We start from the raw sequence: 25,674 nt of genomic DNA on the forward strand, positions 1-25,674 counted from the left end.
CTATTATTTTTAGGAGGGTGATCATGAAAATTGTTATCATAGGATCAGTAGCGGCAGGTACATCAGTAGCGGCAAAAGCACGGAGAAATGACGAGCAGGCAGAAATCACACTTTATAATGCCGATTATGACATTTCTTACTCCGGTTGTGGGATTCCTTATTTCTTAGGCGGAGAAGTTGATGAAATAGAAAGTTTAACACCGAGAAATCCAGCTTGGTTTAAGAAAAGATATAATGTAGATATTTTTGTCAGGCATGAGGTTATCGCTATCGATGTAAATCGTAGAAAGATCCAAGTGAAAAACTTGGATACAGATGAAGTGATAGAGGATATTTATGATGTATTAGTATTTGCAACAGGAGCATCACCTTTAACGCCACCAATTGAGGGGGTAGAAAAAAAACATGTTTTCCACATTCGAACCATTCAAGATACAAGTGCTATTGACAGGTTTATAAAAAAGAAGGAGCCAAGAAGAGCTGCAATTATAGGTGCAGGGTATATTGGTTTAGAGATGGCTGAACAGCTAACAAACAGAGGGTTAGAGGTTACATTAGTGCAACGCAGTAATCACATATTATCACATATGGATCAAGATATTGTTACATATGTAGAAGAACATCTAGTAAAAAAAGGGATTAACCTTCTTTTGAATGAGGAAGTTAGTGAAATAACTACTAACGAAATAAGAACAAAATCAGGAAATGTTATAGAAACAGATTTGGTTATTTTAGCAACAGGGGTTAGGCCTAATGTTCACTTAGCAGAGTCAATCGGTGTAAATATAGGACATTCTGGTGCTATTGCCGTAAATAATAGGATGCAAACTAACTTACCTAATGTATATGCGGTAGGGGATGTTGCAGAGAGCTATTCTCTCATTACCGGTAAATCATTATATCGGCCATTAGGAAGCACAGCAAATAAAATGGGAAGAATAGCCGGTGATGTTATAACAGGGGGGGCTTTAGAACATAGAGGCATTTTAGGAACTGCTATTCTTCGTGTTTTTGACTTAGCTGTTGGACAAACTGGTATGAACGAAACGGAAGCATTGGAGGAAGGCTATGATATAGAAGTTCTCCATAATATCAAGCCTGCAAGAGCTGAGTATTTGGGTGGTAAACAATTAGTCATTAAGGCAATTGCAGATCGCAAAACAGGTAGAATTTTAGGTGTACAAATAGTAGGGGAAGAAGGAGTCGATAAAAGAATAGATGTTTTTGTTACAGCCATTACATTTAAAGCAAAAGCGGAAGATTTATTTCATCTTGATCTTGCATATGCCCCGCCTTTTAGTACGGCAAAAGACCCTGTTATGTATACTGGAATGGCTTTACAGAATGCTATTGAGAAGAAAAATCAATTAATCACGCCAAAAGATTTAAGTGAAAAGATAGAAAAGAGAGAGGCTATTCAAGTTATTGATACACGCTCTGCAAAACAATTTAATGCTTCATGTGTGGATACAGCTATTAATATCCCTTTGGGTGATTTGCGAGAGAAATGCAAGGAACTAGATCCAAATTTACTCACTGTTACCTATTGTAATAGTGGTGTAACCGGAAATGCTGCCCAAAACGTACTACGTAATTTAGGATTTATGAATATCTATAATCTTTCTGGTGGAAACAAGAATTATCAAAGTTATAAAAAGAAGCGATAATTTACTATGATATTCATTCATAGGCGAGAATGAATACATGGAGGATTTCTCCATCCAATTTTCGTTAGATTATTATAGAAGAATAAAAATAAGATCAGTGATAGTTATTTTTCTATCGACTGATCTTATTTTAGTATCGGAGCTAAATTACGCCTCTCTACAATCATTTGTCGTCTCTTCCGTATTTTGACGTAAAGTGTATAGAGTAAATAAATCTTTAGGAATTTCGAATAGTTGATAAGGGATTCCAGAAGTATTTAAAATTTGTAACAGATTACTTCTTGTTTCATTTGCTGAAACCGCATAGGGAAGCTTTTCAGCCGCTTTTAGTGAGCGGATATTATTACTTCTAATTCGCATTAATATACTTTCAATATTCAGCTCAAAAAATGCTTCAGCAAAGAATAATTCTTTTGCTATTTGATTGTATCCCATGCCATGATAAGGTTTTCCCAACCAAGTACCGAGGAAACCGATATTTTCGTTTATATCATATAGATTAATGGTACCAATCGGATTTTGCCATTCATCTAATATCGTTCTAGAGATAAGTTCTCCTCTTTCTTCCGCTTCTATTGTCTGCTTGGTAAGAAAAAGGTATTCTTCATATGAATAAGCTTTTTGACGCACGAAAGGGAAGACATCAGGGTGCATCATTAAAGGATATAACGCTTGACATTCCTCAAGATCTCTTTTTTTTAACACAATAATCCCTCCAGTTGAGGGCAGAACTTATTCATGAAAAAGAAAAAGCCCACCCTCGAAATTTTTAATCCATTTGAAAAAAAATTTCGGGGTGGGAATCGAACCCACTAGAACCAAAGCGGTGGCGCACCATTTGCCTTCCCATCTTTAATTATTATCTCATGATAACAAATTACTTTTCTATATCATACAAAATTTCGGTGAAATTGAAAATAGGAAAATACAAACAAATTGTAAAATTTTAATGAAATGATGTAAAGAAAGGTAAATTATTTCACTATAACAAAGAGGGATGAAAACTTCCGCCAATTAATTGGACATAAATTATTTCAAAATGAAACATTTATATGAAATAATCGTATATAATAACATAGCAATTATTATTTTAGTTGGAGGTTTCTTTCATGGATTTAAATAAAGACAGATCATCAAATGATGATAGAGTTTTTGCGATGTTGATTTATGTGTCTAGTTTTTTTACTACTTTTATCGGGCCATTAGTTATCTGGCTCGTGAAAAAGGATTCGCCTTTTGTGGATTATCATGGTAAAGAATATTTTAACTTTTTAATTTCTTATGCCATTTATTCCTTTATAGCATGGATTCTTGTGTTTCTTTTAATAGGATTTATTATTTTACCAATAATCGGAATCATGGCATTTGTATTTACAATTATCGCTGCCATTAAGGCTTATGAAGGCCAGGATTATCATATTCCTTTAACGATTCGTTTTATCAAATAATCATTGTTAGATCATTAACTGTTTATAAAATGACAGCCTATTCGTTTAAATCAGCGACCAATTTCGGTGACCCGCTTTTTAACGAATAGGCTGTCATTTTTCGGTTTTTATATTTCCACAATCAATACTTACTAATAGATTAGACTCTTTTAAAATTTTTCTTCTAATTAATCATAGATTTCAATAGAAATTAATAGAATAAGAAGAATGAGAAAGATAAGTGCACAGCCGCGCTAACCTTTCATTACAAGAATGGATATAAAGGAGTCTTCATGATGAATATTGAAAAATACTATAAATATACAGCCATATCTTCCTTGAACGCTAGTTTAATTAGTTGTATTCCTCTATTCCTTTTTATAGGCATATTTTTATTGAATCATTCAAGTATTACTTTTCTTTACCTTTTAGTCCCATTTGCAATGTACAGTGTAATTTGCTTTTGTCAATTTTATTTACATAAACAGCGTTTAGAGAAAATGGATAATTTTTTCTCCGTAGGACAGGCAAGATCCATTTTAAAATCCAATACGGTAGTTTTATCTTTTTTACCTGCCCCATCCTTAAGAATGATTGTTTTTGATAGAGAAGGACAAGAGATAGGGGAAATAAAAGATGAAAAATTCTCAGTCATTCGTTGGTATCTACCATTCTTATTCGATCGATTTTATACAAAATCGTACGGCTTTTATAATACGCAAGGGGATCTCCAATATGTTTTTACCTTAAAAAGAGACAGAATAGATATACAGAATAAGGATAAAAAAATAATCAGCAGAATTTTAGAAATAAAGACCGAAAAACGATTAGTGAACCAATTTCTTTATGGGGAAGACACAATCATAATGAAAAAAACCTTTGGTCACATGGAGTACCAGTTTGAGCAAGAAGATGGTCATAAATTAGCTCAGTTAAGAAAGGGCTGGATGCCGAAAGAATGGGCAAAACGTTTTCAAGATCCTAATCTGCCGCTGTTGACAATTGATCACCACGCGTCTGATAAAGAGGTTATTCACCTCTATGCGATATTAACAAAGTTATTCGCCTATACGAATCATTAATATGGGGGGAGTTGAGCATAGAAAGTTTTCCTTTGATAAGCTGATTTAATGAAAACTGACTAAATAATAATAAACCACTAAAAGGAAAGTAGGAAAAAATGAGTATTTTCTCCTGAAAAACATTGGCAAAACATTGGTAATCTGCTATCATAATTTCTTGTGGCTACCTTATTGAATGCTAAAAGTCATGTCAATCATTGGCATGCTTATATTGTATTTATAGGGAAGCGGGTAGGGAGAGGGATACAACTAAATAGGTATATCTGATGAAAGATTATATTTTTTCATTTTTTCAGCTAAAGGAAAGTCAAACATCCATTAAACAAGAGGTACTTGCAGGGATTATTGGGTTTTTTACTGTTGTATACATCGTGGTAGTAAACTCCTTAATCTTAGCAGAAGCAGGTATTCCGTTGGAAGCAGCAATCATTGCAACCATTTTAACATCCGTTGTTGGCTGTTTTTTAATGGGCTTATATGGAAATGTGCCCGTTTTGCTTGTACCTGGTATGGGTATCAATGCTTTGTTTTCTTATACCATTGTAAATTCAATGGCTCTAACCTGGCAAGAAGCGTTGGCAGTAGTGTTTGTTTCTGGAATTCTCTTTATGATTGTGGCTTTTACCAAACTAGCTAGAATTGTAAGTGATTCTATTCCTGTTTCGTTAAAAGAATCGATTAGCGTTGGATTAGGTCTATTTTTAATGCTAATTGGTTTGGAAAAAGGCGGGATAGTAGAAAGAGGAACAAATTCAATTATTGCCTTAGGATCTTTTAATGATTTACATGTATTGGCAACAGTACTCACATTTTTAATAAGTATTATTCTGTTTTTAAGAAATGTGAAGGGAAACTTTCTGATTACGATTATTGTTGGTACTTTCATTGCTTGGCTGTTTGGACTGATCAATGTAAACGCAGGAAGTAGCCAATCGATTCACCTTCAAGAATACAGGAGTGTGTTCGGCCATCTGTCTTTTGATAAACTTGTAACGATTCCTTTTTGGATTGCCGTATTTTCTCTTACAATGGTACTTGTGTTTGAAAATATTGGATTGGTCAATAATCATGTTCAATTTATAAACAAACCTAAGCGATTTCAAAAAGCTTTTCGAGCTACTTCTATTTCTGTTTTTCTATCTAGTTTATTTGGCACAAGTCCAACGGTAGCTACTGTGGAAAGCTCTGCAAGTATGACTGCTGGTGGGAAAACAGGCTTAACCGCTGTAACGACAGGTTTTCTGTTTATTTGTTCAGCATTTTTTATTCCTGTCATTAAATTAATCCCAGACAGTGCTATTGCACCAATTTTAATCATTATTGGAGGGTTAATGCTGCAGAATATCCGAAATCTGGATTTAAAGGATTTAAGTGAAAGTTTTCCTAGCTTTTTTATTATTGCGATGATTCCGTTTACGTACAGTATCGCAGATGGCATGGCTATTGGGTTTATTCTTTACCCGATTTTAAAGATTGCATTAGGGAAAGCGAAAGAAGTTTCACTGCCTTTGTATTTCATATCCTCATTATTTTTGATTAATTTTGTACTTCAATATACACATTAATCTAAGACACGTCCATTCTGAAATTTGAAGTTATTTTCTTATTTCAGAAGTTGTCACTAGCAGTCTGACATCACTCGTTTGTGTATGAGTATATGCTTTTTGTCTTAGCAGCTTTACTCTATTTAACGATATGTCAGACTGCTCTATATATTTTTAGAATTCCCCGTTTTTTTCAAAAAACCTTTTAGAAAAATAGTATGCAAAAAAGTTCTTTTTTCTAGATAAACTATCATTTTTATTATCAAGGTCCTAGAATCAAAGAATCTATTCTTCATTCCCTTTAAATACAACTTAGATAATCCTTAAACTTTCATGATGACATTTTTTTGTGAAAAAATTATTTTCTTACAAGCAAGGTTCGACAACCTTCTACTTATAAATTTATTAAAATGACAATAACTAAGCGTAAAAAGATTGACGGAGGTAAATAAATGGAAGTTTTTGTGGCGAGACAGCCACTATTTAATCGAATCGAAGAAGTTTATGGATATGAACTACTTTATAGACATAACAATATTAATTCCTTCCCCAATGTGAATGGTGATCAGGCAACGACAGATGTTATTATTAATAGTTTTCTTAATATTGGAATAGATAAATTATCAGATGGTAAACCTTGCTTTATTAATTTTACGGAGAATTTATTAGAACTTAAGCTTCCTACATATTTTCACCCAAGGGATATTGTAATAGAAATTCTAGAAACAGTTGTTCCAAGCCAAAAAATAATAGATATTTGTTTAGAACTCAAACAATTAGGCTACAAACTAGCTTTAGATGATTTTATTTTTGAGAAAAGTAACCCATACTCTTATTCTTTGCTAAGATTAGCAGATATGATTAAAGTCGATTTTCAAAATACGACAAAAGAAGTGCGAGCAGAAATAGAAGATGTTGCTAAAAAGCATCATCTTGAATTAATTGCTGAAAAACTTGAAACAAGTTCGGAGTATAAACAAGCAAGAAATAGAGGCTATCATTATTTTCAAGGTTATTATTTCTCAAGACCATTCATTATGTCTTCCCATGATGTGCCAACCTATATGCCGACGTATTATAAGATTCTTGAGCTACTACATGATGAAAATCCAGACATAAACCGTATTTCTAAATTGATTGAACAGGATATTTCTTTATCCTATAAGCTTTTAAAATTAATTAACACACTAGAATATGGAGTAAAACAAAAAGTAACTAGTATTAAGCATGCCATTATATATATTGGGCTTAGAGAACTTCGAAAATGGATTTATATTCTTACAGTTAGGGAAAAGGACTGGAAGAATGGAATTTCTTTAGAAGTGATGCATAATTGCTTAATACGTTCTAAAATGTGCGAATCAGTAGCAAAGCTTGTACCGGGAAGGATAGAATATGGAAGTTTTTTTTTGACGGGCATGTTCTCTCTTATGGATACCATTATGAACAGGGATATGGATAGCATTCTTTCCGATCTACCATTGGATGAAACAATTGTACAAGCTTTATCAGGACAGAAAAATGTTCAACAAGACGTGCTTCAATTGGTCATTGCAGCAGAAACAGCTGACTGGCCCGGAATTGCACTTGGTTGTAAAGAATTAAATATTCAAGAAAAAGAATTATTTAAAGTATATGCAGAATCTATTTCATGGGCAAAGAAGCTATTAGATGATGATTATTTATATGGATGAATGGAAATGACCTTAACGACTTGATTATAAGCTGTTAAGGTTTTCTCTTTTTTAGTCAGGAAGAATTGATTGCAGGTTAGACAAAGGAACAGTAAAATAAATAAGAAACAAATTCAGCTTGGAGGAATTATGAAATGAATATAAAAATTACAAAATGTCATGGAAGTGGCAATGATTTTTTAATAATAGATGAAATTTCAGACGCCTATCAGTTTTCCGAAGAAGAAAGAACGGAGATAGCTAAAACGTTATGTAATAGAGGTTCTTCTTTAGGGGCGGATGGTATTCTTTTTGTAATGCCTAGTCAAGTTGCGGATGCAAGAATGAGAGTTTTTAATGCCGATGGTTCCGAAGCTTCCATGTGTGGAAATGGGATTCGTTGTGTCGCTCGATATGTTTGTGAACTTCTTCAGGTAGAGGAAGCAGTGATTGAAACAATGAAAGCTAATTTAGAGGTGAAAAACGAAGCAGATATTTATCCTAATATTCCAACATATTTGGTAGAAATATCTCCTGTATCTTTTCAAACAAAGGACCTGCCATTACAGGTAGAATCGACTACACTAATAAATGGGAAAATTCCGGGATTAAATAATGATTTATTATTTACTGCTTTAGCTGTGCCTAATCCACATTTAATTACACTTGTAGATAAAGCAGTACTTGATTCTGATATTCAAGAAACATTAAGTAAATATGTGAATGGTCCGAATGAGTATTTTCCAGACGGTGTAAATGTTAGCTTTGTATCGATATTAGAAAAAGGTAACATTTATGTACGTACATACGAGAGAGGGGTAGGGTTTACAAATGCTTGCGGAACTGCTATGTCTGCTTCAACCCTTGTTTCCATACTAAATGGGTTTAATCAAGAAAATACCTATGTAGATGTGTATAATAATGGAGGCAAAGTCCGCTGTTATGTTCATCATCGTAATGATCAATATCGTATTGATTTAATTGGCAATGCCACTTATGTTTATCGTGCTGATGTATCGTTTAAATGGGATGCGATGGAAAGTTTTTCCGTATCGAATAAGTCCTATTTTGAGGAAGAAGCTGTTCAATATAAAAAACTGCAACAAGAAGCAAAACAATATGTCGAAAACCATTTAAAATAAATTTGCAGAGAACAGTAGTTGGTTAGTATGGGAGGAAAAGGTTAGGTCTATTCAACATTATGTTATGTGGAATAGGAACTGACCTTTTTGTTACCGTCTTGAGAAGATTTTAAAGTGATTAGAAAATGGACAATAACCTGCATTTTTAGCAGGAAAATAGCAAGGATAAGAGCGCCAAAAAGAGGAAAACTAGACAAAATCTTGTATAATTTTTTTCTATTTGCAAATGGTAAGGATAAAAGGAATAAAGGACATGAAACCAATAAAGCCGTTTGAACCACTACTAACAGAAGCAATTCCAAAAGGGGATCAATGGATAGCTCAAGTTAAGTGGGATGGAACAAGAATTCTCTCCTACTATGATGGAGAGAACACAAAATTATTTAATCGAAAGAAAAACGAAAGAACGCAGCAATATCCTGAATTACTAAAGACTAGTTCCTTCGTACAGGCAAAAAATTGTATTCTCGACGGGGAAGTTATTGCTTTGCAGGATGGGAAACCATCCTTTTATGAAGTAATGAAACGGGACAGAGTGAGAAATCTTGAGCGATTAAGTGGTCTGCAAGAAGAGATTCCCATTACCTATATGGTTTTTGATATCCTGTTCCTCGATGGACAGTGGTTAGTAGATAAGCCGTTACTGGAAAGACAAAAAATATTGCATGAAAAAATAGCTGAGACGAAAGTTGTTCGACTTGTTGAAAATTTTGCTGATATGCAAGGTTTATTCACTGTTTGTCAACAACATCAGTTGGAAGGAATCGTCTGCAAGGATCTTGGCAGTTCCTATGTTCTGGGCGGAAAAGATGCAAGATGGCTTAAGAGAAAAAAAGAGCAGGATTTAATTGCTATAGTGGGAGGAGTAACAATTAAACATAAAACGGTTCATTCTCTCCACCTCGGGTTATTTGATGAGTCAGGACAGTTGGTTTATATTGGAAGTGCCGGTTCGAGTAAATTGACCGCAAACGACTGGGCTGCTGTCTCCAAGGCGATTGAGCCAATCATTATAAAAGAAAGTTCTTTTGTTAATCTTAAGGAAGCGAAAGATGGAGTCTGGCTGCGACCAGCACTCACTGTCAAAATCTCCTTTTTAGAATGGACAGAAGGCAAAACATTAAGGCATCCAGTCATCGAGTCATTTGTCACTATTCCCATTGAAGAATGCACATTAGAATAACAACACGCATATCTAATAGTATTTTAGAAATAAGCCCAAACATTAGACAGAAAAAATTCCGTACCATTGTTTGGGCGTTTATTGTCTTTATGTTTAAATACAAGGATTTGATAATTCGTTTTCGCAATTATCTATTTAGATGTTTTCCTGTCCCTTCCTCGTTTTGTATATTTGTTAACACATCTAGTACTTGCTGGAAAGGTTGTTTTTCTTTTGCCTCAAAATAACCAGCGAAAGAATGAATCCCATTTTGAAGTCTTTGTAATACAACATCCATTGAAAATTGACTAGGATGAAGATCTTCTGTTAATTCATCCCATGCAATTGGGCATGCAACATATCCGCCTTTATTACCGCGAATGGAATAGGGAGCGATAATTGTTTTTCCTTCACTATGTTGGATGTAGTCAATGTATAATCTGTTTCTGCGGTTTTTCTTTAATCGTTCTATGGTGAAAAGCTCTGGATTTTCCTCAATCATATAATTAGCAATAAATTCTGTGAATAAACGTACTTTTTCATAAGTAAATGTTCTTTCTGGAAGTGGTAAATACACCTGAATTCCTTTATTTCCTGATATTTTCACAAAAGATAAAAGCTGTAATCGTTCCAAAATCTGTTGCAGAACTTTTGCAGCTTTAATAGCCATATAAAAATGTTCCACAGAAGGCGGGTCTAGATCAAAGACAATTTCAGAAGGCATGCTATTAGAATAAATTGTTTCAAAAGGAATGTGAAATTCAAACGCTAATTGATTTCCGAGCCACATAAGCGTTTCTACATTATTACAAACAATATATTCTATGTCTTCGTTTTTATATGTTTCCACATAAGAAGGAGCGTAGTCTGGACATTGTTTTTGATAGAAAGATTCGCCAAATAAACCATGGGGAAATCGAATTGTAGTCAATAAGCGATTTTCTAAAAAAGGAAGTAAATATGGACTGACTTCTTTTAAATATAAAATATAATCAAGTTTCGTAATCTTGGTATTGGGAAAAAGATGTTTATCAGCATGAGTAATAGGCGTAGACTCTGTTGCGATAACATTCTCTAATGTACAGTCTTTCCAATCTTTATTATATAAAAATTGGATAAAAACAGGATTGTTTAGTCTATGCTGTTGAAAAGAGGAAAACTGTAATTCTACGCAAATTCCGGGATCTAGAAAATAAAAGTTGTCATCTTCCTTTATAGCATGTTCTTTTATAATCTGTAATAATGCTGTTTTTTCTGCTCTTTTTAAGCCATTTTGAAAAGAACCTACAGGGATTATGTTCTCATTTCCAATGACGCTGACACCAAATGAGTCTGTTTTTTTATGATAATTACTAATAAAAAATGCAGCTTTATGCATTTGTCTATCCTCCTGATTTGACTATCTCTTACTAGTATAACTATTTAAGTACATAAGTATGAACAGTGTCTGTTACCAATAATTAAATAGTATGAAAAAAAACCGGTGACACAATGTATAAATAGATAGAAGTAAAGCGATGATGAATTTTGCTTTTGCATTCAACTAATGAGATGGGAGAATAAATATGCATACAATGTGGAAAGGAAATATAAGTTTTGGACTAGTTAGCATACCGATTAAGCTGCATTCGGCAATAGAAGATAAAGATATTAAGCTTAGAACACTTCATAAGGCTTGTCATGCCCCGATTAAATATGAAAAAAAATGTTCTGCTTGTGGAAATGAAGTTGCTCCAGAAGAAATCGTGAAGGCATATGAATATGCAAAGGGAAAATATGTTGTCCTTGATGAAGAAGACTTGGGAAATTTGCGTAAAGAGAATGAAGATAAAGCAGTGGAAATTATTGATTTTGTGAAGATGGAAGAGATTGATCCCATTTACTTTGAAAAATGCTATTATATGTCTTCCGGTGAAGGGGGGAACAAGGCTTATGCCTTATTAAGACAAGCTTTACTTGAGACAGGGAAAGTTGGAATTGCGAAAATTATTATTCGTTCCAAAGAGCAGCTGGCAATTATTAGGGTGTATGAAAATACCCTCGTAATGGAAACCATACATTTTCCTGATGAAGTTCGTAAAGTGGACGATGTACCAAATGTTCCGGAAGTAAATCAACTCGAGAAAAAAGAATTGGAAACAGCGATTTTATTAATTGACCAATTAACAACAGAATTTACTCCGGAGAAATATACTGATGAATACAGAACAGCTCTTCTTGAATTGATTGAAGCGAAGAAAGCTGGCAAAGAGGTAGTGACAGGCACAGATAAGCCAAGGGAATCTAATGTCATGGATTTAATGGCTGCACTACAAGCATCTATTGATAATACAAAGCCTAAGAAAACTGAGGAAAAAAAGAAAAAAACAACAAGAAAGAAAGTTGTAAAAGAAGCTTAAAAAAGAAAAAGACAAGGTGCTAGCTTTTACTATTTTAGGAATAGCTAGCACTAAAATATAACAGCGAGGGATTTACATGGAGAAAAGAATAACATCAAAATATATCGGTATAATGTTAGCAATTATCCTGATTTTTAGTGGGCTATTTTATATTATTGCAAGACATGTAAAGAGCTCTGATATTATTTCATTTGACGAGACAATCATCCACTTTACGCAATCATTCATTTCAGAAGATTTAACAATATGGGTTGAAAGAATTACCTTTTTAGGATCTAGTCTGTTTATTGCAGCCGCGATACTAGTTATTACAGTACTTTTACTATGGAAGAAAAAGTATGCTTTAGTTATTTTTTTCATTTCAACTAATAGTTTTGGTGCATTATTAAATACACTTCTTAAATGGTTCTTTAAAAGAGAGCGTCCGGATATATTGCCTGTTATAATAGAAAAAGGCTATAGTTTTCCAAGTGGACATTCTATGGGTTCGCTAATTTTCTTCAGCTCATGTGCATACTTATGTATACATTTGCTTAAATTTACTGGGAAGAAAGTGCTGGCTTACATAATTGCCTGTTTTTTTATTCTTTTAATAGGGACAAGCAGAGTATATTTAGGTGTCCATTATCCAACAGATGTTGTTGGTGGCTACTCAATAGGTATCGCCTATTCTGCTGTTTGCATATTAGCATTTCGACTATATGAATTTAAATCGAAACGCTAGTGTGAATGCAGAATGAATGAATAATAATTAAGCGGAGAAGAATGAAATATTTTTGGGGGAAATGAAATGAATCAGCATATTATTCCAGCATCATCCAATATGAAGGAATTTGAAGCATTTTTAAAAAGTGATTATGAAATTGGCGTATTTTTAGAAGTACATGTTTCACAGTTAAAACATATAAGTTTGCTTGCAAAAAAAGCAAATAAGAAAATGATTTATCATGTTGACTTAATCCAAGGATTAAAAAGTGATGATTTTGGAACAGAGTTTATCTGTCAAGAATTTAAACCATATGGACTTATATCTACAAAATCATCGGTTATCTTAAAAGCAAAGCAGAAAAACGTGATAGCAATCCAAAGGGTATTTCTCCTTGATAGTCATGCAATAGCGAAAAGCGTTAAGCTAGTTCAACGAACACATCCTGATTATATCGAAGTGCTTCCAGGAACAATGCCTTGGATGATTAAAGAAATAAAAGAGAGTTTAAATGTACCTATTCTTGCAGGTGGTTTGATTCGCTCGGATAAGGATATAAGTAATGCAATTGAAGCAGGGGCTACTAGTATAACTACTTCAAAAAAAGAATTATGGCAAAAAATAAAGTAAATAATTTTTTTATAGTGAAAACGATAAAAATAATTGACAGACTGTCAGGAAGCGTTTACAATTACCTTACAAGTTAATTTAATGTGTTGGAGAAAAGGAGATACACGCAGTAGTCACCATAATTTTAGTGGCTTAATCTGTCGTGTTCTCCTTTTTTGCATGTTTTAATGACAATCACTCTGTAATTATGCTAAAAATAAATATTAGTATGATGGTAGTTTAGGGGTATTTCATTTTAAGATAATTATCAGAATAAAACAGAGTGAAACAAGGAAAAGGGGGATTTTGATGTCTGCGTTTATGGGAGAAGTTGTTGGAACCATGATTTTGATTATATTCGGGGGAGGAGTCGTAGCTGGTGCGAATTTAAAGAAAGCGTTCTCTAATGGGGGAGGATGGATTGTGATTACTCTTGCCTGGGGGCTGGCGGTTACGATGGGAGCATTTGCTGTCGGAAGTATCAGTGGGGCCCACTTAAATCCAGCAGTTACCATCGCGCTGGCAATAACAGGTGATTTTGCTTGGAATCAAGTATTGCCATATATCTTGGCACAAATGATCGGCGCTTTTTTAGGTGCATGTATTGTATATTTACACTATCTCCCGCATTGGGGTGCAACAAAGGATGCGGAAGCAAAATTAGCAGTCTTTTCAACAGGTCCTGCTATTCCACATACCTTTGGAAATATATTAAGTGAATTGATAGGAACGTTTATGTTAGTGCTTGGGTTATTGTTTATTGGAGCAAATAGCTTCGCTGAGGGACTTAACCCGCTTGCTGTAGGTTTGCTTATTGTTGTAATTGGGATGTCATTAGGGGGAACAACTGGCTATGCCATTAACCCAGCACGTGACCTTGGTCCAAGAATTGCCCATTTTGTTTTACCAATTGCCGGCAAAGGATCATCGAATTTCCGCTATGCATGGATACCAGTTGTTGGTCCCATACTAGGTGGATCCCTAGCAGCCGTTTTTTATACGTATATCTTTAAAGGGGTTGTCTTATCAAGCTTTTGGATTGTGATAGCGATTACTGTCATTGTATTATTACTTGCATTTTTTAAGACAAAAGGGGAAAGTAAGAGTATTGGTAAAAAAGTAGCATAATCATTTACTAATGGGAGGTTTTATTTTATGGAAAAATTTATTTTATCATTAGACCAAGGGACAACAAGTTCTAGAGCAATTATTTTCAATAAAAAAGGGGATATTGTCCATGTAGCACAAAAAGAGTTTACACAAATATTTCCGAAGCCAGGCTGGGTTGAACATAATGCAAATGAAATATGGGGTTCTATTTTGGCAGTTATTGCGACAGTTTTATCAGAATCGGATATTAAGCCGGAACAAATAGAAGGTATCGGGATCACCAACCAACGGGAGACGGCAGTTGTATGGGATAAAAATACTGGGGCGCCCGTCTACAATGCTATTGTGTGGCAATCAAGACAAACAAATGAAATTTGCGAAGAACTAAAAGCACAAGGGTATAATCAGCTTTTCCGTGATAAAACAGGACTTTTAATTGATGCTTATTTTGCAGGTACAAAAGTAAAGTGGATTTTAGATCACGTGGATGGAGCAAGACAAAAAGCGGAAAATGGGGATTTATTATTTGGTACAATTGATACATGGCTAATCTGGAAATTATCTGGTGGGAAAGCGCATGTAACAGACTATACAAATGCTTCACGTACGCTAATGTTTAATATCTATGATTTAAAATGGGATGACGAATTACTTGAAATATTAACAGTTCCAAAGTCTATGCTGCCAGAAGTAAAAGGATCTTCTGAAATATATGCTCATACAGTGGAAGGGCATTTCTTCGGAAATAGAATACCAATTGCAGGAGTGGCAGGAGATCAACAGGCTGCTTTATTTGGTCAGGCATGTTTTGAAGCGGGAATGGCGAAAAATACTTATGGCACTGGCTGCTTTATGCTAATGAACACAGGTGAAAAAGCAGTAAAATCAGATCATGGCTTGTTAACAACAATCGCATGGGGAATAGATGGAAAAGTGAATTATGCGCTTGAGGGAAGCATCTTTGTGGCCGGATCTGCTATCCAGTGGCTAAGAGATGGATTGAGAATGATAAAAGATGCCAAAGATAGCGAAGACTATGCAAGCAGAGTAGATTCTACAGATGGAGTTTATATTGTACCAGCATTTGTTGGACTTGGGACTCCTTACTGGGACAGTGATGTTCGCGGGGCAATGTTTGGGGTAACGAGAGGGACAACAAAAGAGCATTTTATTCGGGCGACACTAGAATCACTTGCCTATCAAACAAAAGATGTTTTGGGTGCAATGGAGACTGATTCGAATATTCAAGTCAAAACATTACGAGCAGACGGAGGAGCCGTTCGAAATAATTTCCTTATGCAGTTCCAGGGAGATATTTTAAATGTTCCTGTAGAAAGACCTGTTATAAATGAGACAACTGCATTAGGAGCAGCTTATCTTGCTGGTTTAGCTGTCGGTTTTTGGAAAGATCAAAAGGAAATTGCGGAGCAATGGAGCCTTGATCGTTCCTACGAACCAAAAATGGAGGAAGAGACAAGAGAAGCATTATATACTGGCTGGAAGAAAGCTGTTAAAGCCACGATGGCTTTTAAATAAAAGGAATAGCTTTCTGTTTAAAAGTTTAATAAAATAGTATAAATACTATGAATATATAGATTAATATGATATAATAAAAACAAGTTAATATTTTTTGTCTGGAGAAATGGAGAGACCACAAAGCATTATCGTTTAATTGGTAATGTAGCTTTGTGGTCTCTTTTTGTTTGTGTTTAGATCATGTACGAACCAAATTGTTTTGAATGAATAACGTAAGGAAATTATTTAACTAACAAGTTTTTTAAGATATAGGGAGGGTTTTACTTTGCAAAAGAAGCCAAGTAGTAGAGAAAAAATGCAACAACAGTTAATGAATAATAAATTTGATGTGTTAGTTATCGGGGGAGGCATTACAGGAGCGGGTATCGCTTTAGATGCCGCAGCAAGAGGAATGGAAGTTGCTCTTGTAGAAATGCAGGACTTTTCAGCAGGAACTTCAAGCAGATCAACAAAGCTCGTTCATGGAGGTCTCCGCTATTTAAAGCAATTCGAAGTGAAGATGGTTGCAGAAGTAGGGAAAGAGAGAGAAGTGGTGTATGAAAATGGACCACATGTAACTACACCAGAATGGATGTTACTTCCCTTGCACCAAGGAGGAACGTTTGGTAAATTTTCCACCAATATCGGTTTAAGAGTATATGATTTTCTTGCTGGAGTGAAAAAGACGGAACGTAGAAAAATGCTATCGAAAGAAGAAACCCTTGCGAAAGAACCATTAATTAAGAAAGACGGGCTTAAAGGTGGAGGATATTATGTGGAATATCGCACAGATGACAGTCGCCTGACTGTGGAAGTAATGAAAAAGGCAGTTGATTGTGGTGCAACGGCGATAAATTATACGAAAGTAGAGAACTTCCTATATGATAAAAACGGTAAAATAGAAGGCGTAGAAGTTAGAAATCTTATCTCTAATGCGGTTTACCCCATTTATGCCAATGTCGTGGTAAATGCAACTGGACCATGGGTTGATACATTAAGAACGATTGATGGAAGCCGAAAAGGAAAAACGCTTCAGCTGACAAAAGGGGTTCATTTAGTTATTGATCAATCTGTATTTCCTTTAAAACAAGCAATTTATTTTGATACACCAGATAAGAGGATGGTTTTTGCCATTCCGCGGGATGGCAAAACATATGTTGGGACAACAGATACTTTTTATAGTGAAGATCCCATTCATCCATCGATGTCGAAAGAAGATAGAGATTATCTTTTAGAAGCAATTAAATTTATGTTTCCTTCGATCTCTGTTTCCGCAGAAGATGTGGAGTCAAGCTGGGCGGGAGTGAGACCGTTGATTTTGGAAGATGGAAAAGATCCATCCGAAATTTCTCGAAAGGATGAAATCTGGGAGTCTGACAGTAAACTTATTACTATTGCTGGAGGGAAATTAACTGGTTATCGTAAAATGGCTGAAACAGTTGTTAATCTTGTTTCCGCTAGATTGCAAGAGAAGACGGGGAAATCATTTAAACAATGTATGACAAAGACAATGCCAATTTCCGGTGGAGATGTCGGTGGTTCAAAAGGGTTTTCTGCGTATATCCAGGATATCTTAACAAAAGGAATGAATGGAGGACTCTTAAAAGAGGAAGCAGAAAAAATTGCAAGACTATATGGCAGTAATGCTCCTATTCTTTATGAACTTGCGAAGGATTTAAGCGGGAAACATGAAGAACTTTCTCCAGTCCTACTTGCACGAATTCACTATGCAATGGAATATGAATTTGCAATGACTCCGACAGATGTACTCCTCAGACGGACAGGAATGCTGCTATTTGATATTGCAAAAGTAAAGGAAGTAAAAGATGCGGTAATTGAATACATGGCAGAATATTATGATTGGAGCGTCGAAAGGACTAACACTTTAACAGCCGAACTAGAAAAGGAAATACACAAAGCAACTGTACCGTTCGCAGGATAATTGAAAGTTAATAGGGAATAAGGCTATCCTCATTAAAACGAAATTTCTTAAAATATATGATAGGTTGGTTAGCTGGAGGTGACGCGCTTATGTGATTCATGCAGTCGCCTCTAGCTAACAACACGCCAGGAATCGCACTGATCAAATTGTGGTAATTAAGTGTATGAAATGGAGATTGATAATAGTAAGAATAACGATTTTACCATCCACAAAATAATGTTTTTACAAAAATAGGGAAACTAATGGTTGACTATAAGCAAATTTTGCGATAAGATGTTCCTTGTATGTATTTGAGGTTTAACAGAATTTTGTAGAATTATTGTGTAAAGTAACAAGAAATTTATAAGTAAACGGAACAACTATATAATAGCATTCAAAACAATTACACTCCATTTATCTTCAAAAACACATTTAAATCCTTCCTAATGCGGATTAATCCTTCCATTATTTTTTCGAAAATGTATTTTTGTGTTCTGCACAATTCACCCTAAATTCACACTGGCACGGTCTAGGAACCGTAAGGATGAAAGAGAGGTAGGGCTTTCGTTGTTTTAGGCATTACACCATTTTAATAGATGTGTATTTCCTTAAATATATGCATTGCTTAATTGTATTCAATCGATGAATACACGAATGGGACCTTTAAATCTGAGTTGATCATCAGATTTAAAGGTCCTTTTTTATTTGATAAAGCTGATCTGGTACTTTCCTCTATTATTATAAGAAAATAATGGGAAGATTATTTTCTTTAAAAGGGAGCTATGATATGATACAAATGAACTTATCAATACATAGTGACTGACGACATAAATGGAAATAACCATATGGGAGCTGTGTATATGTATAGCCGGTCGTCTGGGCAGAAGGGCATAAAGCACTTCTTTTTATAATTTACCAGGAGGTATATACATGTCGGAAAAATTAATTTTAGACGGAAATGTAGTAGCAAATGCAGTAAAGGACGAATTAAAAGGAAGAATAAGTGCTTTAAAGGAAAAAGGGATTACTCCATGCTTGGCAACGATATTAGTTGGCGATGATCCTTCATCCGCAACGTATGTACGAATGAAAGGAAATGCGTGTGCAAAGCTCGGCATAGATTCAAGAAAAATTCATTTAGATAAACAAACAACGACAGAAGAATTGTTAGCAACGATTCATTCATTAAATAACGATGAAAAGGTGCATGGCATTCTTTTACAACATCCCGTTCCAAGCCATATAGACGAACGGAAAGCATTTGAAGCAATTGCGATTGAGAAAGACGTAGACGGTGTTACTAGTTTTGGATATGGGCAAACAGCTTTAGGATTTGGTAAATATCCATCCTGTACTCCAGCAGCTATAATGAAAATTATGGAGCATTATAATATAGAAGTTAATGGGAAACACGCTGTAGTAGTAGGGCGTAGTCCGATTTTAGGGAAGCCTGTTTCTGCATTGCTTTTAAATAAAGATGCAACGGTGACAACCTGCCACTCGAGAACGGTTCATTTAGAAGATCATGTCAAACAGGCAGACATTGTGATTGCTGCTGTTGGAAAACCTAATTTTATTCAAGGTGAATGGATTAAACCAGGTGCTGTTATTTTGGATGCTGGCTATAATAAAGGCAATATTGGAGATGTTGATTATGAAGCTTGTTTAGAAAAAGCTTCTGCCATCACCCCAGTTCCTGGAGGAGTTGGACCAGTTACGATTAGTATGCTGTTAAAGCATACGGTTGATTCTGCAGAAGCAGCAATCGAGTAATAATGAAATCAAACAATAGAATATGAAATTTCTTAAGTTTTGAAAACGTTATTGACAAAAACGCAAAAAAATTATATTATAAATGTAACGCAATTAAGTTCGGTATATGTTTTAAGGATAAGGTGGTCGTAGCTGCAACGTATGTAGGCGATTTTCTTCTACATCATTTCAGCTACGGCTTTTTCATGTTAAATGACGTATCGATTCCTAAAAGTTATATTAGGTGCTTAGTGTGTAACACATTTTTGGAGGTTTTACAATGAACACAGGTAAAGTAAAATGGTTTAACGCAGAAAAAGGTTTTGGATTCATCGAGTCTTCTGAAGGTCAAGACGTATTTGTTCACTTCTCTGCAATTCAAACAGAAGGTTTCAAAACTTTAGAAGAAGGCCAAGACGTAACTTTTGAAATCGTTGAAGGTAACCGTGGACCACAAGCTTCTAACGTAACTAAAGCTTAATAAAAAAAACAAAAAAAGGTGATGCCTTTCAAAATGCATCACCTTTTTTAATGATGTTTCACATAAAGCTTTGTTTTTCAGTGAAAGGAAGAATAACGAAAATAAATGGCTTAGATTGGCATTTAGATAAAAATTCTCCATCAACTTCATTATATTCATCCGTTAAAAAACCACATAATTTCCCACTAAAGTATGGTATGCAGGCTTTTAATTGATCCTATTTACCTTAATGTTTTGGAAAATGAAAAAAAGTGAAATAAAATGGAGAGTATATATTTATAACAAAATAAAACAATACACTCTAGGTTGGTATTTTCTAAACAAATAATGTCCCTAATAATAGGGCGGTGTTTTAAGGTCTATATAAGAGTAATCATGCGCTAAAATTAGTGGAATCCATTCATTTAAAATGATAAAGATCCTATCCTACGACATTTCTGGCCCTATATTCTAAGGAATATCAATCAACGGAGTACAATAACAAGGAGGAAAAAGTATTGACAACTTTTTCAGATTTTAAATTAAGCAGCAGTTTAGAAAAAGCATTATCAAATATGGGATTTGAAGAGCCAACACCAATTCAGGCGCAGGCGATTCCGATTGCATTATCAGGTAAGGACATGATTGGACAAGCTCAAACAGGTACTGGTAAAACAACTGCCTTTGGTGTGCCTTTACTAGAGAAAATTGAGGTTGGCAAAGCAGTTCAAGGACTAGTAATTGCTCCAACAAGAGAATTAGCAGTCCAAGTAGCAGAAGAATTAAATCGTATCGGCTCTGTAAAAGGAATCCGTACATTGCCAATATATGGTGGGCAAGACATTAACCGCCAAATTCGTGGGCTAAAAAAGAAGCCGGAAATTATTGCGGCTACACCTGGTCGATTAATTGACCATATTGAACGTAAAACAATTCGCTTACAAGATTTAAAAATGATTGTTCTTGATGAAGCGGATGAAATGCTTAACATGGGATTCATTGATGATATTGAAAGGATTTTAAGTGAAACGCCAGATTCTCGTCAAACATTATTGTTTTCAGCAACAATGCCGAAAAGAATTCAAAGCCTTGCAGAAAGATTTATGGTTGAACCTCAAGTAGTAAGAGTGAAGGCAAAAGAAATGACTGTTACAAACATTGAGCAACATTATATCGAAGTGCAAGAGCGTCAAAAATTCGATGTGTTATGCAGTTTGCTGGACATTCAATCACCTGAACTAGCTATTGTTTTTGGTCGTACGAAGAGACGTGTCGATGAAGTGGTAGAAGGCCTTATTAAACGTGGATACTCTGCAGAAGGAATTCACGGTGATATTCCACAAGGTAAACGTGACCAAGTTATTCGCCGTTTCAAGGAACAAAGCATTGATATCATGGTAGCAACAGATGTAGCAGCTAGAGGCCTTGATATTAGCGGTGTGTCTCATGTTTATAACTTTGATATCCCACAAGATCCAGAAAGCTATGTTCACCGAATTGGTAGAACAGGACGTGCTGGTAAAAAAGGACTAGCTGTAACATTTGTATCTCCTAGAGAACTTGATCATTTACGTATTATTGAAAATGTTACGAAGAAATCAATGACGAAAAAGCCAATTCCTTCTCTAACAGATGTGTTAGCTGGAAACCAACAAGCAACAATTAGTAAAATTGCAAAAACAATTGAAGAAAATGACTATGCAGAGTATAAGCGAGTTGCAGAAGGCTTATTAGAAGAAACCGATTCTGTAACACTTCTTGCAGCAGCATTAAAGCTTCTTACAAAAGAGCCAGATGCTACACCAGTTAAATTAACGGCTGTTGAGCCATTGCGTTCAAAGAAAAAAGATAACCGATCTGGCGGCGGTAATCGCAGACGTCGTTCTGATCGTGGGGGAGAACGCGGCAGCTATGATAGAAAACGCCCGAACTCTTCTGGTGATAGAAGACCTAGAAGTCGTAACAGAAGTAAGTAATCGTTTATAGCTTACTTTATACCGTGGTTTCCCTTTTATTTGGAAGAAAATATTGGTATTTGATGTTTCAACGTTTTAAATGAAATAAATTGGGGAAACTAGGTAAATGAAGGATAGGATATATCCTTGTTATTTAAATCTAGGAGGCAATAAAAAAATGGCAACAGGTAAAGTAAAATGGTTTAATTCAGAAAAAGGCTTTGGATTTATCGAAGTAGATGGCGGAGAAGATGTATTTGTTCATTATTCTGCGATCCAAACAGAAGGATTCAAAACTTTAGACGAAGGTCAAGAAGTTAATTTTGATATAGAAGAAGGCAGCCGCGGACCACAGGCTGTTAATGTAACAAAACTATAAAATGTAAGGAAGAGTCCTACGGGGCTCTTTTTTTTGCTAAATGAATGCTATTTGGATAAAATAAGAAAGAATACTTTCATCAAGCCTAAATGAATTTGCTTGATGTTTGTTTCTTAGCGGATCATTGAGTTGTGATTCATATTGGGTTTAAAGTTCAGTTTGTTTTGATCTGTTAAATGATATAGAGAAAGAAAGAGGTGCATAACATGAAAGAATTTACGGTGAATTTTCATGTAGAAGATGGAGTAGACCAAATGATTGTGCAAAAACTAAGTGAAGATGATTTTAATCGTGTTACCAGTGGCGGTACACGTCAATTATTTGAATTAGATACAAATATCGGATTCTTTATATATTTTGACGCTGAAGACGAACAAGGTAAAGAATCATACTTAGTCCTGCAATATGAAGAAGAAAAGGAAGAACCAACAGCATGCTTTAGTTTTCATTTAAAAGATTTTTATCAATTTGTTGCCCTGCACCTAAATGATCTCCAGTATGAAGAAGGCGAAGAAGAGGAAGAAGAAGACTTTGGTCCTATTCACTATCTGGCTCATTTAATGCACCATATTGTAGAGGATGGAAAATTGGTAGAAGTATAAAGAGAAAAGCTGGAGATTATTTTCTCCAGCTTTATTAGCTTAATTCCATTTGAACGGAATTGGTTTAATATTAATCCTCTAAATAATGTTGCTTGCAAAATGCTTGTATTTCTGCTAATTCATCTTCCTCTAAACCATAATCCAAATATTTATTTTCTAAGCTATCATAAAAATGATAATTCAATATATGGGAACCATTGTCGTCCACAGAAAATAAGATTTTTATTTGTAAATGATCTTCATTTGCTAATTCATCTTCCTCATCAAACTCAACAGTAAGGAAAAATTCAAAACGCTGGCCAGCAAGGATGCCGGTAGGATCTTTAATTTCCTCAACTGTATATTCTTTAATGTTCACTATTATAAACCTCCAATAAATTCAAAACAATATTATAGTACTTTCACTTTGAAAATAATATCATATTAAAGTCAGAATAGCTAATTGTATTCCTTTTAGGGGGCGAATCGATTTAAAAAAAAATAAAGTAGTTTTTAAAATAATATTTGCATTGGAGGTAGAAAGTATGGCATAATAAACTGTTTGACATTTTTATTAGTATATGGTATATTTAATATTAGATTTTAGTTTTTAGATTATATTTTTTGTTTACACTTGTTTAGGGATTTTTTTATGTTTTTCTCTGGTTTACAAGTGTTTTTTATTTTATCCTGTTAAGACTTTCGTTTTGTAGTTCTTGAATGAGTTTGTAGAAGTAATGTTTTACTTTTTATGAACAGAGATGGAAAACTAAAGTTTTAACAAATAATTAGCTTCCTGGAGGTGCTTCATTTGGCAATGGGATTTGGTAGAAGAAATAATGAAGAAATTGTTAAAGAAGAAGTGGTGGTTTGGGATTGTACATCAGATACGTGTAAATGTTGGATCCGTGATAATTTTAAAAGCAGTGAGACACCAAAGTGCCCAATCTGCGGAAGTGACATGGTAAAAACAACTAGAGAGCTTCAAGTGGTTAATAATAATAGTATATATTCAAAATAAAAAAGGAATTTTCCAAAATAGGATGGACCTCACAAGATTTTCCAGGTGGATAATCTTGTGAGGTCTTATCCACCGATGGAGATTTTTTTATTTGCGTTTATTTTAAGCTGGGACATAAATAAATATATTCCAGCTTAAAATAAACGCAAATAAATATATAAATGCAAACATTTTTGTTTGAGCTCTTCGGATCATTTTTATCCACATACACTATGGTGCTAGAGACACCTAGACTCCTAAAGCCAGGAGAGTGTCTCTAGCACCATTTTTTCAATTTTAATACTGAATGGATAAAACTTTTTTAGTTGGAAAAAGAGTGCAGCCTTCATACACTTCGCTTATCATGTGAAGAGCAAAGTGTATGAAGGCTGCGATAGTAATAGCGAAGCTAAAATTTATTTCTTGTACCAAAAACTTGCTTAATTATACAGTCAAATTAAGCATTAATGGAATTAAGGATGTACCCCATAGGACAGTAATCCACGCTGCTAATATCATGGCTAATGTCGAGAAGGTCGCTTCTTGTTCACCAAATTCCATTGCTTTTGATGTTCCAACTCCATGCGCTCCCATTCCAAGCGCTAGGCCCTTTGCAATGGGAGATCGAAGGGATAGCCATTTTATTGCATATGGACCTATAATTCCTCCAAGAACCCCTGTTATAATGACGAATATCGTTGTTAATGTTGGCAAACCACCGATTTCTTCTGAAACAACAATAGCAATAGGGGTAGTTATGGAACGTGGTAAAATACTCATAATAAAATCATTATTTAAACGAATCAAAATAGATAATAAATAGGATGAAAAGATGGCGACTAAAGTGCCTGTTGTTACACTGACAATAATAATGGAAAAATGCTTTTTTAATAAATGTAAATTTTTATAAATAGGAACAGCAAAAGCGATAGTCGCCGGACCCAATAAATGGGTTAATGGCTGGGCTGATTCCATATAAGTCGTTGCTGGAATATGAAAAACAGTAATAAATAAGATCAGCAAGATAGGGGTAACTAACAATGGGTGAAATAGCGGCATATTATATTTTTTATAACATGCTTTTGCTATTCGATAAAGCACATAAGTAATAATGGTAAGAATTATAATTTTGATCATTTGCTAAAACGTCTCTTTCTGTTATATATTTTTTCAGCAGTAAAACCTGTAGCCCCCATAACAAAAAATGTGCTTATTGCAATTAGTAAGACTGTTTCAATTCCTTTTATATTTAAAATTTCGTTGTAATTAACAATTCCAACAGCTGATGGAATAAAAAATAACAACAATTCTGCAAGCAGCCAAGCTGCCCCTTTTTCTACCCATTCCACTTTCACTAATTTAAGCTTTAAACCAATAAAAAGAATTATTAATCCAATCATTGAAGCAGGAATTGGTATTGTAACAATCATTTTAATTCCCATCCCGATAAAAAGAAAAACATGAAGGAATATGATTTGCCCAGCAATTATCACTATATTCTTCAATGAGATCACCTTCTGATATTCATTTGATGGAATGAAATCTTCCATCTCTTTCGTATATGAATATCATACGCTTAACTTAGTTATT

The 25,674-nt window shown here is 34.6% G+C and carries 24 protein-coding genes and 1 riboswitch; of the genes, 19 read left to right on the top strand and 5 right to left on the bottom strand.

The window, feature by feature from the left end:
- Positions 1–23: 23 nt before the first annotated feature.
- Complete coding sequence (locus NiCM35_RS13005; RefSeq protein WP_433779716.1) at positions 24–1,667, top strand: FAD-dependent oxidoreductase; 1,644 nt, start codon at positions 24–26, stop codon at positions 1,665–1,667.
- Positions 1,668–1,814: 147 nt separating this feature from the next.
- On the opposite strand, the gene NiCM35_RS13010 is transcribed toward NiCM35_RS13005, so the two are convergent.
- Positions 1,815–2,372 carry a GNAT family N-acetyltransferase gene (locus NiCM35_RS13010; RefSeq protein ID WP_433779717.1) on the bottom strand — a complete coding sequence of 186 codons (558 nt, stop codon included), beginning with the start codon at positions 2,370–2,372 and terminating at the stop codon, positions 1,815–1,817.
- Between the two features lie 404 nt (positions 2,373–2,776).
- On the opposite strand from NiCM35_RS13010, the gene NiCM35_RS13015 reads away from it, so the two are divergent.
- From NiCM35_RS13015 to NiCM35_RS13040, 6 genes are all read left to right on the top strand, one after another.
- Entirely contained in the window at positions 2,777–3,115 is a 339-nt protein-coding gene (locus NiCM35_RS13015) for a DUF4870 domain-containing protein (protein WP_047940478.1), read from the top strand.
- A gap of 272 nt (positions 3,116–3,387) precedes the next feature.
- Positions 3,388–4,176: a hypothetical protein gene (locus NiCM35_RS13020; protein WP_164463832.1), complete on the top strand. Its 789-nt coding sequence runs from the start codon at positions 3,388–3,390 to the stop codon at positions 4,174–4,176.
- A gap of 266 nt (positions 4,177–4,442) precedes the next feature.
- Positions 4,443–5,741 carry an NCS2 family permease gene (locus tag NiCM35_RS13025; RefSeq protein ID WP_095333698.1) on the top strand — a complete coding sequence of 433 codons (1,299 nt, stop codon included), beginning with the start codon at positions 4,443–4,445 and terminating at the stop codon, positions 5,739–5,741.
- A gap of 431 nt (positions 5,742–6,172) precedes the next feature.
- The gene (locus NiCM35_RS13030; protein WP_095333700.1) at positions 6,173–7,414 is read left to right on the top strand and encodes an EAL and HDOD domain-containing protein; all 1,242 of its coding nucleotides are present in this window, start codon (positions 6,173–6,175) and stop codon (positions 7,412–7,414) included.
- Positions 7,415–7,548: 134 nt separating this feature from the next.
- On the top strand, positions 7,549–8,535 hold the full coding sequence (gene dapF / locus NiCM35_RS13035; protein WP_123257802.1) for a diaminopimelate epimerase: 987 nt from the start codon (positions 7,549–7,551) through the stop codon (positions 8,533–8,535).
- A 253-nt stretch (positions 8,536–8,788) separates the two neighbouring features.
- Positions 8,789–9,718, top strand: a complete 930-nt coding sequence (locus tag NiCM35_RS13040; protein ID WP_123257801.1) for an ATP-dependent DNA ligase — start codon at positions 8,789–8,791, stop codon at positions 9,716–9,718.
- A 127-nt stretch (positions 9,719–9,845) separates the two neighbouring features.
- On the opposite strand, the gene ligD is transcribed toward NiCM35_RS13040, so the two are convergent.
- Entirely contained in the window at positions 9,846–11,075 is a 1,230-nt protein-coding gene (gene ligD / locus NiCM35_RS13045; RefSeq protein ID WP_433779720.1) for a DNA ligase D, read from the bottom strand.
- A gap of 187 nt (positions 11,076–11,262) precedes the next feature.
- Between ligD and ku the strand changes: the two genes are divergently transcribed.
- The 11 genes from ku to NiCM35_RS13100 all read left to right on the top strand — a co-directional run bounded on the left by ku (position 11,263) and on the right by NiCM35_RS13100 (position 23,105).
- Positions 11,263–12,096 (top strand): non-homologous end joining protein Ku, encoded by an 834-nt coding sequence (gene ku, locus NiCM35_RS13050; RefSeq protein WP_123259314.1) that lies wholly within the window; start codon positions 11,263–11,265, stop codon positions 12,094–12,096.
- Between the two features lie 76 nt (positions 12,097–12,172).
- Positions 12,173–12,820, top strand: coding sequence for a phosphatase PAP2 family protein (locus NiCM35_RS13055; protein ID WP_433779722.1), 648 nt, complete (start codon positions 12,173–12,175; stop codon positions 12,818–12,820).
- A gap of 66 nt (positions 12,821–12,886) precedes the next feature.
- Positions 12,887–13,432, top strand: a complete 546-nt coding sequence (locus NiCM35_RS13060; protein ID WP_095333709.1) for a glycerol-3-phosphate responsive antiterminator — start codon at positions 12,887–12,889, stop codon at positions 13,430–13,432.
- 288 nt (positions 13,433–13,720) lie between these two features.
- Positions 13,721–14,539 carry an MIP/aquaporin family protein gene (locus NiCM35_RS13065; protein WP_047940487.1) on the top strand — a complete coding sequence of 273 codons (819 nt, stop codon included), beginning with the start codon at positions 13,721–13,723 and terminating at the stop codon, positions 14,537–14,539.
- 27 nt (positions 14,540–14,566) lie between these two features.
- Positions 14,567–16,057 carry a glycerol kinase GlpK gene (gene glpK / locus NiCM35_RS13070; protein WP_095333711.1) on the top strand — a complete coding sequence of 497 codons (1,491 nt, stop codon included), beginning with the start codon at positions 14,567–14,569 and terminating at the stop codon, positions 16,055–16,057.
- Positions 16,058–16,352: 295 nt separating this feature from the next.
- Positions 16,353–17,978: a glycerol-3-phosphate dehydrogenase/oxidase gene (locus NiCM35_RS13075; RefSeq protein WP_172860042.1), complete on the top strand. Its 1,626-nt coding sequence runs from the start codon at positions 16,353–16,355 to the stop codon at positions 17,976–17,978.
- 784 nt (positions 17,979–18,762) lie between these two features.
- Positions 18,763–18,846: riboswitch (ZMP/ZTP riboswitch) on the top strand.
- Between the two features lie 41 nt (positions 18,847–18,887).
- Positions 18,888–19,730 carry a bifunctional 5,10-methylenetetrahydrofolate dehydrogenase/5,10-methenyltetrahydrofolate cyclohydrolase gene (locus NiCM35_RS13080; protein WP_095333712.1) on the top strand — a complete coding sequence of 281 codons (843 nt, stop codon included), beginning with the start codon at positions 18,888–18,890 and terminating at the stop codon, positions 19,728–19,730.
- Between the two features lie 259 nt (positions 19,731–19,989).
- Positions 19,990–20,190: a cold-shock protein gene (locus NiCM35_RS13085; RefSeq protein WP_016203922.1), complete on the top strand. Its 201-nt coding sequence runs from the start codon at positions 19,990–19,992 to the stop codon at positions 20,188–20,190.
- A 497-nt stretch (positions 20,191–20,687) separates the two neighbouring features.
- A complete protein-coding gene (cshA, locus tag NiCM35_RS13090) occupies positions 20,688–22,145 on the top strand; it encodes a degradosome RNA helicase CshA (protein ID WP_123257795.1) in 1,458 nt (485 codons plus the stop codon).
- A 157-nt stretch (positions 22,146–22,302) separates the two neighbouring features.
- Entirely contained in the window at positions 22,303–22,503 is a 201-nt protein-coding gene (locus NiCM35_RS13095; RefSeq protein ID WP_047940491.1) for a cold-shock protein, read from the top strand.
- Between the two features lie 206 nt (positions 22,504–22,709).
- Positions 22,710–23,105, top strand: a complete 396-nt coding sequence (locus tag NiCM35_RS13100; protein WP_095333714.1) for a cytosolic protein — start codon at positions 22,710–22,712, stop codon at positions 23,103–23,105.
- A 70-nt stretch (positions 23,106–23,175) separates the two neighbouring features.
- Here the strand turns inward: NiCM35_RS13100 and NiCM35_RS13105 are convergent, their stop codons facing one another.
- The gene (locus NiCM35_RS13105; RefSeq protein WP_095333715.1) at positions 23,176–23,463 is read right to left on the bottom strand and encodes a DUF6509 family protein; all 288 of its coding nucleotides are present in this window, start codon (positions 23,461–23,463) and stop codon (positions 23,176–23,178) included.
- Between the two features lie 438 nt (positions 23,464–23,901).
- Here NiCM35_RS13105 and NiCM35_RS13110 point away from each other — a divergent pair, with 438 nt between their 5' ends.
- Positions 23,902–24,105 (top strand): cold-inducible protein YdjO-related protein, encoded by a 204-nt coding sequence (locus NiCM35_RS13110; protein WP_171510321.1) that lies wholly within the window; start codon positions 23,902–23,904, stop codon positions 24,103–24,105.
- A 423-nt stretch (positions 24,106–24,528) separates the two neighbouring features.
- On the opposite strand, the gene NiCM35_RS13115 is transcribed toward NiCM35_RS13110, so the two are convergent.
- Both NiCM35_RS13115 and NiCM35_RS13120 read right to left on the bottom strand, forming a co-directional pair.
- Positions 24,529–25,221 carry an LrgB family protein gene (locus NiCM35_RS13115; RefSeq protein WP_095333716.1) on the bottom strand — a complete coding sequence of 231 codons (693 nt, stop codon included), beginning with the start codon at positions 25,219–25,221 and terminating at the stop codon, positions 24,529–24,531.
- Entirely contained in the window at positions 25,218–25,598 is a 381-nt protein-coding gene (locus tag NiCM35_RS13120; RefSeq protein WP_235850352.1) for a CidA/LrgA family protein, read from the bottom strand. Before NiCM35_RS13120 ends, NiCM35_RS13115 begins: the two co-directional genes overlap by 4 nt.
- Positions 25,599–25,674: the final 76 nt, after the last annotated feature.

This window comes from Niallia sp. M35 (assembly GCF_050971705.1).
Taxonomy (GTDB): Bacteria; Bacillota; Bacilli; order Bacillales; family Cytobacillaceae; genus Niallia; species Niallia circulans_A.

Coding starts and splice junctions, on each gene's coding strand:
- NiCM35_RS13005 (WP_433779716.1), top strand. CDS start 24: ATGAAAATTGTTATCATAGGATCAGTAGCGGCAGGTACATCAGTAGCG.
- NiCM35_RS13015 (WP_047940478.1), top strand. CDS start 2,777: ATGGATTTAAATAAAGACAGATCATCAAATGATGATAGAGTTTTTGCG.
- NiCM35_RS13020 (WP_164463832.1), top strand. CDS start 3,388: ATGATGAATATTGAAAAATACTATAAATATACAGCCATATCTTCCTTG.
- NiCM35_RS13025 (WP_095333698.1), top strand. CDS start 4,443: ATGAAAGATTATATTTTTTCATTTTTTCAGCTAAAGGAAAGTCAAACA.
- NiCM35_RS13030 (WP_095333700.1), top strand. CDS start 6,173: ATGGAAGTTTTTGTGGCGAGACAGCCACTATTTAATCGAATCGAAGAA.
- dapF (WP_123257802.1), top strand. CDS start 7,549: ATGAATATAAAAATTACAAAATGTCATGGAAGTGGCAATGATTTTTTA.
- NiCM35_RS13040 (WP_123257801.1), top strand. CDS start 8,789: ATGAAACCAATAAAGCCGTTTGAACCACTACTAACAGAAGCAATTCCA.
- ligD (WP_433779720.1), bottom strand. CDS start 11,075: ATGCATAAAGCTGCATTTTTTATTAGTAATTATCATAAAAAAACAGAC.
- ku (WP_123259314.1), top strand. CDS start 11,263: ATGCATACAATGTGGAAAGGAAATATAAGTTTTGGACTAGTTAGCATA.
- NiCM35_RS13055 (WP_433779722.1), top strand. CDS start 12,173: ATGGAGAAAAGAATAACATCAAAATATATCGGTATAATGTTAGCAATT.
- NiCM35_RS13060 (WP_095333709.1), top strand. CDS start 12,887: ATGAATCAGCATATTATTCCAGCATCATCCAATATGAAGGAATTTGAA.
- NiCM35_RS13065 (WP_047940487.1), top strand. CDS start 13,721: ATGTCTGCGTTTATGGGAGAAGTTGTTGGAACCATGATTTTGATTATA.
- glpK (WP_095333711.1), top strand. CDS start 14,567: ATGGAAAAATTTATTTTATCATTAGACCAAGGGACAACAAGTTCTAGA.
- NiCM35_RS13075 (WP_172860042.1), top strand. CDS start 16,353: ATGCAACAACAGTTAATGAATAATAAATTTGATGTGTTAGTTATCGGG.
- NiCM35_RS13080 (WP_095333712.1), top strand. CDS start 18,888: ATGTCGGAAAAATTAATTTTAGACGGAAATGTAGTAGCAAATGCAGTA.
- NiCM35_RS13085 (WP_016203922.1), top strand. CDS start 19,990: ATGAACACAGGTAAAGTAAAATGGTTTAACGCAGAAAAAGGTTTTGGA.
- NiCM35_RS13095 (WP_047940491.1), top strand. CDS start 22,303: ATGGCAACAGGTAAAGTAAAATGGTTTAATTCAGAAAAAGGCTTTGGA.
- NiCM35_RS13100 (WP_095333714.1), top strand. CDS start 22,710: ATGAAAGAATTTACGGTGAATTTTCATGTAGAAGATGGAGTAGACCAA.
- NiCM35_RS13110 (WP_171510321.1), top strand. CDS start 23,902: ATGGGATTTGGTAGAAGAAATAATGAAGAAATTGTTAAAGAAGAAGTG.
- NiCM35_RS13115 (WP_095333716.1), bottom strand. CDS start 25,221: ATGATCAAAATTATAATTCTTACCATTATTACTTATGTGCTTTATCGA.